This is a genomic window from Metabacillus sp. 84, from assembly GCF_050107715.1.
Taxonomy (GTDB): Bacteria; Bacillota; Bacilli; order Bacillales; family Bacillaceae; genus Metabacillus_B.
Genome location: NZ_JBNILN010000004.1, coordinates 146,761 through 159,248, shown reverse-complemented (window position 1 = coordinate 159,248; position 12,488 = coordinate 146,761). Strand labels below are relative to the sequence as shown.

Below are 12,488 nucleotides of genomic sequence, written 5' to 3'. Positions count from 1 at the left end.
CCTCTTTGTCCGCGAGCACCGAAATCAGGGCTTCCCGTACAATACAGCATCTTGTCTTATTTAATGGAATTTTAATGAAAAGATTTGGAGGCTATTATGATTAATCCAAAATATAAACGCATTGTCTTAAAGTTAAGCGGAGAAGCTTTAGCAGGCCCTCAAGGGTTCGGCATCAATCCGAGCGTCATTAAATCCATCGCCCAGCAGGTGAAGGAAATAGCAGAGATGGATGTGGAGGTTGCTGTAGTTGTCGGCGGTGGAAACATATGGCGCGGCAAAGTTGGCAGCGAAATGGGCATGGACCGCGCGACAGCGGATTATATGGGAATGCTTGCAACAGTTATGAATTCACTTGCTCTGCAGGACAGCCTTGAAAATCATGGCATTCAGACAAGAGTGCAAACCTCCATTGAAATGAGACAGGTAGCAGAACCTTACATCAGAAGAAAAGCAATCCGCCACCTCGAGAAAAAACGTGTGGTTATATTTGCTGCCGGTACAGGTAACCCATACTTTTCAACAGACACGACCGCTGCGCTCCGTGCTGCTGAAATAGAAGCGGATGTAATCCTGATGGCTAAAAACAATGTGGATGGTGTTTACAACGCAGATCCGCTAAAAGACGCAAACGCAGTAAAATACGAAGAATTATCTTATTTGGATGTTCTTAAAGACGGACTTGCCGTTATGGACTCTACAGCTTCCTCTTTATGCATGGACAATGACATCGCATTGATCGTTTTCTCGATCATGGAAGAGGGAAACATTAAAAGAGCAGTTCTAGGTGAAAATATCGGAACCATCGTGAGGGGGAAATAAAATGGCAAACCAGCATATTAACCAGGCAAAAGACAGAATGGAAAAAGCCGTTTCAGCTTTTCAGCGTGAGCTTGCTACCGTCCGTGCAGGCCGCGCAAGCGCTTCGCTTCTTGACAAAGTAACAGTGGATTATTACGGAGCTCCGACACCGGTCAATCAGCTCGCCTCCATCAGTGTCCCGGAAGCGCGCATGCTCATCATTACTCCTTATGATAAGTCCGCATTGGGAGACATTGAAAAAGCCATTCAAAAAGCAGATCTTGGTTTGAATCCGACTAACGACGGAACAATTGTACGTATTGCCATTCCGGCTCTTACGGAAGAAAGACGCCGTGAGCTTGGCAAACTGGTTAAAAAGTATGCGGAGGAAGCGAAAGTTGGAATCCGCAATATCCGCCGTGATGCTAATGATGATTTGAAAAAAGCAGAGAAAAACGGTGACATGACAGAAGATGAATTGCGCGGCCTTTCTGATGAAGTTCAAAAGCTGACAGACAGCTATATCAGCAAGCTGGAGCAGATTGCGAAAGACAAAGATAAAGAAATCATGGAAGTTTAACGTTTTTCTATGTAAAATAGAAGTGTGCAAAAGACCCTCTAACGTTTACAGGGGGTTTTTTTGTTAATACTGTTAACACAGCTAGGGGTCATAGCGCATCATTAGCTGCAGGGTGATGGAGGAATCACATGCTTAATTTTTTCAGAAAGGGCAGAAGGCCAGTATCACCTTCAGCCACTCATACATACACAAAAGAGGATTTAAGGGACGGACCCATTCCTCCTCATATTGCCATTATAATGGATGGAAACGGAAGATGGGCGAAGAATAGGGCATTGCCGAGAATGGCAGGCCATCATGAAGGAATGAAAGTAGTAAGGAAAATAACGAAGCTCGCAAGTGGCTTAGGGGTAAGTGCTTTGACGCTTTATGCGTTTTCAACAGAAAACTGGAAAAGGCCAAAAATAGAAGTAGATTACTTGATGAAGCTCCCTGAAGAATTTTTGACAACCTTTTTGCCGGAGCTGATTGAAGAAAATGTCCGGGTTAAGATTATGGGAGAAACAGAAAGACTCCCTGCTCACACACTGCGGGCAGTTGAAAAAGCCATACGGGAAACCTCTCATAATACAGGATTAACCCTGAATTTTGCTTTGAATTACGGAAGCCGGACAGAGATTGTAAAAGGCATTCAAAATCTTGTGGAGGATTCCAAAAAAGGCCTCGTGCGCACCGAGGACATCAATGAAGAGCTTTTCTCCGGCTATCTCATGTCAGAGTTTCTTCCGGACCCGGATTTGCTGATTCGCACGAGCGGGGAAATCCGGCTGAGCAACTTTATGCTATGGCAGCTGGCTTATACAGAATTTTGGTTTACAGAAGTTCTCTGGCCTGACTTCAAAGAAGCGGATTTTATAAAAGCAATCGCTGAATATCAGCAAAGGGGCCGCAGATTTGGCGGAGTATAGAAGGTGATGACAAATGATACAGCGAATAATTACAGCAGTACTGGCACTTGCGTTATTTCTGCCCTTTGTTATTCTCGGAGGAATCCCGTTTAGCTTTGCCATTTACGTATTGAGTACCATCAGTCTTTACGAGCTGCTAAAAATGAAAAATATCAGGCTTGCAAGCATACCCGGACTGGTAAGTGTTTTGCTTTTATGGGTATTGCTGATCCCGGCAAGCCATATAATTGTATTGGGACGCATTGATATTTCCAAATTAGAGGTTGCCTTGCTCGGAGTCCTGCTCTTTTTAACGTACACAGTAATTACTAAAAACCGCTTCTCCTTTGATGATGTAGGTTTCTCACTTTTATCTGTCATGTACATTGGCATCGGTTTTTACTATTTTATTGAAACGAGAGCATTAGGTCTGGAATTTATTGTGTTTGCCCTGCTGGTCATATGGGCCACTGATTCGGGTGCTTATTTTATCGGAAAGGCGATTGGCAAGCACAAGCTATGGCCGGAAATCAGTCCGAATAAAACAATTGAAGGCTTTTTCGGAGGGATTCTTTGCGCGCTGATCATCTCGATCCTGTTTGAGGCGGTTATGCCAATCGTAGATTCCTATGTGATTATAGCGCTTATAACCGTGTTTTTGTCTGTTTTTGGACAAGTGGGAGACTTGGTTGAATCTGCATTAAAAAGGCATTACCACGTCAAGGACTCCGGTCAGATTCTGCCTGGTCATGGCGGTATTCTGGACCGGTTTGACAGCCTTTTATTTGTATTGCCTCTCCTTCATTTCATGCTTGTCCTATTTTAACAAGGGCAGGCTCCATGGAATGCTGCGTGGATGGAAGCAGCAGGCTCTGCCGGAGACTGATAGCGCAGCTCAGGCAAGCGCCTGTTTATAGATAAGAAAAGCTTTTTGGGAGAGTGAAATCCATGAAAAGAATCAGCTTATTGGGAGCAACAGGTTCAATCGGCAGGCAAACTTTGGAGGTTATCCGGGAACACCCTGATGAATTTGAATTAACGGCTATGACATTCGGCTCCAACCTGGAAGCAGGCAGGGAAGCGGTTAAAGAGTTCAGACCTAAATTTGTCTCGGTAAAATCCAAAGACCATTACCTCCTCCTAAAAGAAGAATTCAGCGGAGAACCGATCTCTTTCTCCTTCGGCGAAGAAGGAAACATCGAGGCTGCTGTTCATTCTGAAGCGGATGTGACCGTAAATGCGCTGCTGGGAAGCATAGGTTTGATCCCCACTTTGAAAGCCATTGAATCTGGAAAAGCGGTAGCGATCGCCAATAAGGAAACACTTGTTACAGCTGGACACATTGTAATGGAGGCAGCACGGAAGCATAACTCCATTCTCCTGCCTGTTGACAGCGAGCATTCTGCCATATTCCAATGCCTGCAGGGGGAAAAGCACGATGACGTCTCCAGGCTGATCTTAACGGCATCCGGCGGGAGTTTCCGTGACAGGACAAGGGATGAACTTAAAGGGGTAACGGTTGAAGAAGCGTTAAACCATCCAAACTGGTCAATGGGAGCTAAAATCACAATCGATTCAGCTACTATGATGAATAAAGGGCTAGAAGTGATCGAGGCATTCTGGCTTTTTGGAATTCCATATGAGAGCATCGACGTTCTCCTTCATAAAGAGAGCATTATCCATTCGATGGTTGAGTTTTCAGACGGAAGTGTGAAAGCACAGCTTGGTACGCCAGATATGAAAGTCCCTATTCAGTACGCTCTTACTTATCCCGAACGGATGCCTTTAAAAAATACCGGCAGGCTGAACCTCTGGGAACAGGGCAAGCTCCATTTTTCAAAGCCTGACTTCACACGCTTCAAATGCTTACATTTTGCTTATGAATCAGGTAAAATGGGAGGGACAATGCCCACTGTACTAAATGCTGCGAATGAAGAGGCAGTTGCTCAATTTCTCGCAGGCAGGATTGAATTTTTGGATATTGAAAACCGGATTGAACGTGCATTGGAATCCCATGATATCATCCGCAATCCGGATATCCAGGCGATCCAGCATGCGGACCGGGAAGCCAGGGCTTTTGTCCGGTCCTTATTAAACTAAAGGTGGTATGCAGGTGAATACGGTTATTGCGTTTATTCTGATTTTTGGGGCCCTAGTATTTTTCCATGAGCTGGGACATTTGGTTTTAGCGAAGCGTGCAGGGATACTGTGCCGTGAATTTGCCATCGGATTCGGGCCGAAAATCTTTTCCTACAAGAAGAATGAGACCGTCTATACCATTCGCCTATTGCCGATCGGCGGCTATGTCAGAATGGCCGGGGAAGATCCGGAAATGGTGGAGGTAAAACCAGGTCACCATATAGGGCTCCTGTTCAATCAGCAGGATGAAATTGAAAAAATCATCTTAAACAATAAAGAAAAATACCCAAAAGCAAGAATCATTGAAGTTGAGCACGCTGATATTGAGAAGAAAATGGTAATCAGCGGGTATGAGCATGGAGAAGAAGATCAGCTCAAGCAGTTTAACGTCGCTAAACGTTCCTTTTTTGTTGCAGATGGCCAGGAAACTCAGATTGCCCCATATGACCGGCAGTTTGGTTCAAAAACACTTGGTCAGAGAACCGCCGCAATCATTGCCGGACCGATGATGAACTTTGTGCTCGCATTCGTTGTTCTTTTCGGACTTGGACTGATTCAGGGAACACCGATGGACAAACCGATTTTCGGTGAACTGACTGAAGACGGTGCAGCCATCGAATCGGGCATTAAAGAAGGCGATGTAATCAAAACAATCAACGGCAGGGAAGTAAATACATGGACGGATGTCACAAAAATCATCAGCACAAGTCCTGAAAAGGAACTGACATTCGCCGTGGTAAGAAACGGGGAGCCTCAGAGCATCAAGGTCGTTCCTAAAGCAGAAAAGGCCGGAGACCAGACGATTGGACGTGTAGGATCCTATGCTCCTATGGAAAAAGGCTTTTTTACAGCGCTTGAGCATGGAGCTACTCAAACCGTCTTTTATACGAAAGAAATATTGGTCAGCCTTGGAAAGCTGATTACAGGCCAATTTTCCATTGATATGCTTTCCGGACCCGTAGGAATTTATGATGTAACCGGACAGGTGGCGCAGTCAGGATTTGAGAACCTGCTCAGATGGACCGCTCTATTAAGCATTAATCTGGGGATAATGAATCTTCTTCCGATTCCGGCGCTTGACGGCGGGAGGCTCATGTTCTTTGCCGTTGAGGCCGTAAGAGGAAAGCCGATCGACCGTCAGAAAGAAGGGGTGGTCCATTTTATCGGCTTTGCTCTGCTTATGCTTCTGATGCTTGTAGTAACCTGGAATGATATCCAGCGATTCTTCTTATAAAACCGGCAAGGTTAGAGGGGTGTACTGATTTCCTCCATCGTTGCCATCGGAACGGGAGTGCGGGGCTCCTGCAGGGAAACAGGCTGCAGGAGCCTCCTCCGGTGCGGAAATCAGCTGGCCCGTAACAGAGCCGTAAAATTCAGCCGATTGAACGGGGTGCAGAAATGAAACAGAGTTTAACGTTTATACCTACATTAAGAGAAGTCCCTGCAGATGCAGAAATAAAAAGCCATCAGCTTCTGCTGAGAGCCGGCTATATCCGCCAGAATACGAGCGGGATATACAGCTATCTCCCGCTCGCCCAGAAAGTGCTTCAAAACATTCAGGGCATTGTGAGGGCAGAGATGAACAATGCCGGAGCATCTGAGCTGTTTATGCCAGCTATGCAGCAATCCGAGCTGTGGCAGGAATCAGGAAGATGGTATTCTTACGGTCCTGAGCTCATGAGGCTTAAAGACCGGCATGGAAGAGAATTTGCACTTGGAGCGACTCATGAAGAAGTTATTACGAGCCTGGTACGAGATGAAGTCAAATCGTATAAACGGCTTCCGCTTGCTCTTTATCAGATCCAAACCAAATTCAGAGATGAAAAGCGTCCTAGATTCGGCATTCTAAGAGGGCGGGAATTCATTATGAAGGACGCCTACTCATTCCACTCCTCTTTTGATAGTCTTGATGAGATGTATAGCAAAATGTTCAGGGCGTATTCCAACATTTTTGAAAGATGCGGCTTGAATTTCCGCGCAGTCATTGCGGACTCCGGAGCTATGGGAGGAAAAGACACGCACGAATTCATGGTGCTTTCTGATGTAGGTGAGGATACAATCGCCTACTCTGATCATTCAGGCTATGCAGCAAACATTGAGATGGCCCCCGTCACAGCAGAGTACTCCCGGCAAGAAGAACCGGCAGGAGAATTAGAGAAAAAAGAAACGCCTTCGCAGAGGACCATTGAAGAAGTAGCCGGATTTCTCCAAATTGAAAAAGAAAAATGCATCAAATCGCTTCTGTTCAAAGTCGATGACCGGTTCGTGCTTGTTCTTTCAAGAGGTGATCATGAGATCAACGACATTAAAGTGAAGAATCTCTTTGGAGCACGCATTGTTGAACTTGCTACTCAGGAAGAAACAAAGCAGGCAATGGGATGTGCAGCAGGCTTCCTTGGACCGATAGGGGTTCCCGAGAAAATAGAAATAGCAGCCGACCATGCTGTCCGCTCCATTGTAAACGGGGTTTGCGGAGCTAATGAAGAAGGGCTGCATTTCATAAATGTGGACGCTGAAAGAGACATAAAAGCGATTCAATATGCAGATCTTCGTTTTATCCGGGAGGGCGACCCTTCTCCTGATGGTGAAGGAACGATTAAGTTTGCCAGGGGAATAGAAGTAGGTCATGTTTTCAAATTGGGAACCAGATACTCAGTGGATATGGGGGCTTCCTACCTTGATGAGAACGGGAGATCCCAGCCAATGATCATGGGCTGCTATGGAATAGGGGTCTCCAGAACGCTTGCTGCCATTGTCGAGCAGTTCCATGATGAAAAAGGCATTGTATGGCCCCAGCAGGTTGCACCTTTTGATTTGCATGTTATTCCAGCCAATATGAAATCAGAAGCACAAACAGCATTAGCTGAAAAAGTCTATCAAGAGCTTGGCCAAGCCTATGAAATTCTGTTTGATGACCGGCCTGAAAGAGCAGGGGTGAAATTTGCGGATTCCGATTTGATTGGACTGCCTCTGCGCATAACTGCAGGTAAGCGGGCTGATGAAGATATGGTTGAGCTGAAGGTGCGCAAAACGGGTGAAATGATGGATGTGCATATCAGCGAACTGGCAGAAACCGTTCGCCGTATACTTGACTGAGCGTGAAATTGAGAGCCAGGCAAGAACGAATAAGAAATAGATAACGGAGGGTTTGGCTGCAAAGCGGCCAGACCCTTCCATTTTACATGGGGAGGAGAGAGGCAATCTTGGAAGAAAGTCTAACGGAACAGCGAAAAAGGTTTCAGCTTCTGCTTCAGCAGCTTGAGCTGACAGATGACCGCATTGTGCCTTATTTTGAGCATGCAGCTATCGCAAAGCTTACCGTTCATAAGAAACAGAAAAGATGGCATTTCGATTTTGAATTATCATCCATCCTGCCATTTGAGGTCTATCAGCTTTTTCAGGCGGGTCTCACAAAAGCATTTGCACATATCGCATCCATTTCCTTCTCAATAAAAACACAGCACGCTGAAGCCCGGGAATCACTTCTGCAGGATTACTGGATGGCGTCACTTGAGGATATTGATGGAATATCCCCTCCTGTTTTGTCGCTGCTGTCAGAACAGGTGCCTAAGCTGCAGGGGAATAAGCTGATCATCAGCACGCGGAATGATACAGAAGCTGCGACAATTAAAAGAAAGTATACTTCTATGATTCAAGAGAGTCTTCAGGCATTTGGTTTTCCATTGCTTCAGCTGGATGCCGAAGTAACATTTTCAGAAGCGGATCTGAAGAAATTTAATGAGCAGAAGCTTCAGGAAGACCAGGAACGGGCAATGCTTGCCCTTACGGAAATGCAGAAGAAAGAAGAGGAGGAGGCTGACCAGGTTCCTTCCGGCCCGGTAGTGATCGGATATCAGATTAAAGACGACGAAGAAATCCGCCCGATGGACACGATCGAGGATGAAGAACGCAGAACCGTCATTCAAGGATATGTGTTTGATGCTGAAACGAAGGAACTCAGAAGCGGAAGAACGCTTGCCACAATAAAGATCACCGACTATACAAGCTCGATGCTCGTAAAAATGTTTGCAAGAGATAAAGAAGATGCCGCTCTCTTAAATGCCATTAAAAAAGGCATGTGGGTCAAAGCAAGGGGAAGCGTTCAGAACGATACGTTTGTCAGGGATCTTGTGATGATTGCCAATGATATAAATGAAGTAAAGCCGAAGGTTAGATTGGATACTTCTCCGGAAGATGAAAAGAGAGTCGAGCTTCACCTGCACTCCCCTATGAGCCAGATGGATGCTGTTACATCTTTCAGCAGGCTTGCCGAACAAGCAAAAAAATGGGGGCATAAAGCGATTGCCATAACGGATCATGCAGTTGCGCAATCCTTTCCGGAGGCTTACTCAGCAGGAAAAAAGCATGGTCTTAAAATCCTTTATGGAATAGAAGCAAATCTCGTTGATGACGGAGTGCCGATTGCCTACAATGATGCCCGCAGGCATCTGGAGGAAGCGGTTTATGTCGTTTTTGATGTGGAGACAACCGGTCTTTCAGCAGTCTACGATACAATCATTGAATTAGCTGCCGTAAAAATAAAAAACGGTGAAATTGTGGACCGGTTTGAATCATTTGCAAATCCCCACCATCCGCTGTCCGCTACCACCATAGATTTAACCGGTATTACAGATGATATGGTAAAAAATGCTCCGGAAGTTAAAGAAGTAATTGCCCGTTTTAAAGACTGGATCGGCGATGATGTATTGGTCGCTCATAACGCAAGCTTTGATATGGGGTTTCTAAACGCCGGGTATACCCGCTTGCTCGGAGAAGAAAAAGCGGCTAATCCTGTCATTGATACCCTTGAGCTGGGAAGATTCTTATACCCTGATCTGAAAAGCCACCGGCTGAATACACTGTGTAAAAAATTCGATATCGAACTGACCCAGCATCACCGGGCCATCTATGACGCGGAAGCCACTGGCTACCTGCTGCTGAAGATGCTCAAAGATTCTTTTGAAAAAGGGATTCAGTATCATGACGAGCTAAACAACAATATGGGGCAGGGAAATGCGTTCCAAAGATCCAGACCCTATCATGCCACTTTGCTTGCGGCAAATGATACTGGGCTGAAAAATCTATTTAAGCTCGTTTCTTTATCTCATATTCAATATTTTTACCGCGTTCCGCGTATTCCAAGGTCTGTCCTTCAGAAGCACCGCGAAGGGCTGATTATCGGTTCAGGCTGCGATAAAGGGGAAGTTTTTGAAGGGATGATGCAAAAGTCGCCCGAGGAAGTAGAAGAAACAGCCAAATTCTATGATTACCTCGAAATTCAGCCACCTGAAGTTTATCAGCATTTAATCCAGCTTGAATATGTTAAAGACCGGGATGCCCTTTTCGAAATCATGACAAATATAGCGGATCTCGGCAAAAAACTGGGAAAGCCGGTTGCTGCTACAGGAAACGTGCATTATTTGAATCCGGAAGACAGGATATACAGAAAGATCCTGGTCAGCTCTCAAGGAGGGGCGAATCCTCTCAACCGGTATGAGCATCCGAATGTTCATTTCCGCACCACAAACGAGATGCTGGATTGCTTTTCCTTTCTGGGAGAGGAGAGAGCTAAAGAAATTGTCATTGAAAACACGAATGCGGTAGCCGATATGATTGGTGAAGTAAAACCGATCAAAGACGATCTTTTTACGCCTAAAATTGAAGGTGCCGATGAGGAAGTCCGCCAGATGAGCTACGAAATGGCCGAAAGCATTTATGGAGCGCCGTTGCCGGAGATCGTAGAAGCAAGGCTTGAGAAAGAGTTGAAAAGCATCATCGGCCACGGTTTCGCTGTCATTTATTTAATTTCTCATAAACTCGTTAAAAAGTCTCTGGATGACGGCTATCTGGTGGGGTCAAGGGGATCTGTCGGATCATCGCTTGTTGCAACGATGACAGAGATAACTGAGGTTAATCCTCTTCCGCCTCATTACGTGTGTCCGGAATGCAAGCATGCAGAATTCTTTAATGACGGCTCAGTCGGCTCCGGATTCGATTTGCCGGATAAAGACTGTGAAAAATGCGCTATCCCCTATAGAAAAGATGGCCATGATATACCGTTTGAAACGTTCCTCGGATTTAAAGGGGACAAGGTACCTGATATTGATTTGAATTTCTCGGGAGAATATCAGCCGAGGGCTCATAACTATACAAAAGCTCTTTTCGGGGAAGATAATGTGTTTAGAGCGGGAACGATTGGTACTGTTGCGGAAAAAACAGCCTATGGCTATGTGAAAGGCTATGCCGGTGACCATAACCTGAACTTCAGAGCGGCTGAAGTGGACCGTCTTGTTCAAGGCTGTACGGGAGTAAAGAGGACAACAGGCCAGCATCCGGGCGGCATTATCGTTGTACCTGATTATATGGATATTTTCGACTTTTCTCCAATCCAGTTTCCGGCTGATGCAGCGGGTTCTGAATGGAAAACCACTCACTTTGACTTCCATTCCATTCATGATAACCTGCTGAAGCTTGATATTCTTGGGCACGATGATCCTACAGTGATCCGGATGCTGCAGGACTTAAGCGGTATTGATCCGAAGACCATTCCTACAGATGATCCGGAAGTGATGAAAATATTCAGCGGAACTTCTTCTCTCGGTGTGACGGAAGAAGAAATTATGTGCAAGACCGGTACGCTGGGCATTCCGGAATTCGGAACAAAGTTTGTAAGGCAGATGCTTGAAGATACGAAGCCGACTACCTTCTCTGAACTTGTCCAAATCTCCGGTCTGTCGCACGGAACAGATGTGTGGCTCGGAAACGCCCAGGAGCTGATCCATAACAGCATTTGTACCTTGAGCGAGGTAATCGGGTGCCGGGATGATATCATGGTTTATTTGATTTACCAGGGGCTTGAACCATCCTTCGCCTTCAAGATCATGGAGTCCGTTCGTAAAGGCAAGGGACTGACTCCTGAGATGGAAGAAGAAATGAGAAAAAACAATGTACCGAAATGGTATATTGAATCCTGCTTAAAGATCAAATATATGTTTCCGAAAGCGCATGCTGCAGCCTATGTTTTGATGGCGGTAAGAATTGCTTACTTTAAAGTGCATCATGCTCTCCTTTATTATGCAGCCTACTTTACTGTAAGAGCGGATGATTTCGATGTGGATGCAATGGTGAGAGGGAACACGGCTATTAAAGCCCGCCTTGAAGAAATCAGCTCCAAAGGACTGGAAGCAAGTCCGAAGGAGAAAAACTTGATGACCGTACTGGAGCTTTGCCTTGAGATGTGTGCCCGGGGCTATTCTTTTCAAAGGGTCGATCTGTACCGTTCCCATGCCAGTGAATTTATTATTGATGGAGAAACGCTTATTCCTCCGTTCAATGCCATTCCGGGATTGGGGACAAATGCAGCGCTTAATATCGTAAAAGCGAGACAAGAAGGCGAATTTTTATCTAAAGAGGATTTGCAGCAAAGAGGAAGAGTTTCCAAAACGATTATAGAGTATTTGGATAATCACGGGTGCCTGGAAGCCCTGCCTGATCAAAATCAGCTTTCGTTGTTCTAATGTTTCCTCTTTCGCTTTTGGATAGAGGAAGAGGGATTCACCCATTCCCATTTCATCTCATTCATTAGGATCAAAAAGCTGATGTTTTCGCCCTTTATTTGCATTAACCTTGTGATTATGGTATATTTTTATTGGAAATGCTGCGATAGCAGAGGCAAAGAGAGTGGGGCAACCCACTCTTTCGTTTTGGGTACGGGATTTTGGAGGCAGAACTGCCTGCCCATTTTGCCCGCTTTGCAGCAAACGTGTTTGCTTAATGGTAGCTTTACTCGATTCCCTGCTGTTACGGCAGGGTTTTTCAACAGCCGCTGAAGCTTATACGGCTGACATTTGCAAACGGGATTCAGAAGCAGAATTATGCATTTATTGTGCAATCGCATCGTTCGGCGGAGAATCCTGCTTCAGGCAAGGTCTCCGCTTTTCTTGACGTTTTTAGAATGAGATGAAATCAGCCCCGCAGGCCGAGGAGCTGAGAAGGTATTTTCATCCGGCTCCAGCGCCTGTCTTACGGGGGGATGCTGATTCCCTGCTACTCGCGGTGACCGCATTCCCGCTCCTGATGCCGGA

The 12,488-nt window shown here is 45.7% G+C and carries 8 protein-coding genes; all 8 read left to right on the top strand.

Annotation, left to right across the window (positions count from 1 at the left end; genetic code table 11):
* Positions 1-96 precede the first annotated feature (96 nt).
* The 8 genes from pyrH to ACQCV8_RS09690 all read left to right on the top strand — a co-directional run bounded on the left by pyrH (position 97) and on the right by ACQCV8_RS09690 (position 11,921).
* Positions 97-819, top strand: a complete 723-nt coding sequence (pyrH, locus tag ACQCV8_RS09725) for a UMP kinase (protein ID WP_426844422.1) — start codon at positions 97-99, stop codon at positions 817-819.
* Between the two features lies 1 nt (position 820).
* Complete coding sequence (frr, locus tag ACQCV8_RS09720; protein WP_426844421.1) at positions 821-1,378, top strand: ribosome recycling factor; 558 nt, start codon at positions 821-823, stop codon at positions 1,376-1,378.
* A gap of 128 nt (positions 1,379-1,506) precedes the next feature.
* Positions 1,507-2,286 (top strand): isoprenyl transferase, encoded by a 780-nt coding sequence (locus tag ACQCV8_RS09715; RefSeq protein WP_426844420.1) that lies wholly within the window; start codon positions 1,507-1,509, stop codon positions 2,284-2,286.
* A 13-nt stretch (positions 2,287-2,299) separates the two neighbouring features.
* Positions 2,300-3,091, top strand: coding sequence for a phosphatidate cytidylyltransferase (locus tag ACQCV8_RS09710; protein ID WP_426844419.1), 792 nt, complete (start codon positions 2,300-2,302; stop codon positions 3,089-3,091).
* A gap of 122 nt (positions 3,092-3,213) precedes the next feature.
* Positions 3,214-4,365 (top strand): 1-deoxy-D-xylulose-5-phosphate reductoisomerase, encoded by a 1,152-nt coding sequence (locus ACQCV8_RS09705; protein WP_426844417.1) that lies wholly within the window; start codon positions 3,214-3,216, stop codon positions 4,363-4,365.
* 13 nt (positions 4,366-4,378) lie between these two features.
* Positions 4,379-5,638 (top strand): RIP metalloprotease RseP, encoded by a 1,260-nt coding sequence (gene rseP / locus ACQCV8_RS09700; RefSeq protein ID WP_426844415.1) that lies wholly within the window; start codon positions 4,379-4,381, stop codon positions 5,636-5,638.
* Positions 5,639-5,802: 164 nt separating this feature from the next.
* Positions 5,803-7,500 (top strand): proline--tRNA ligase, encoded by a 1,698-nt coding sequence (locus tag ACQCV8_RS09695; RefSeq protein ID WP_426844414.1) that lies wholly within the window; start codon positions 5,803-5,805, stop codon positions 7,498-7,500.
* A 107-nt stretch (positions 7,501-7,607) separates the two neighbouring features.
* A complete protein-coding gene (locus ACQCV8_RS09690) occupies positions 7,608-11,921 on the top strand; it encodes a PolC-type DNA polymerase III (protein ID WP_426844413.1) in 4,314 nt (1,437 codons plus the stop codon).
* Positions 11,922-12,488 lie beyond the last annotated feature (567 nt).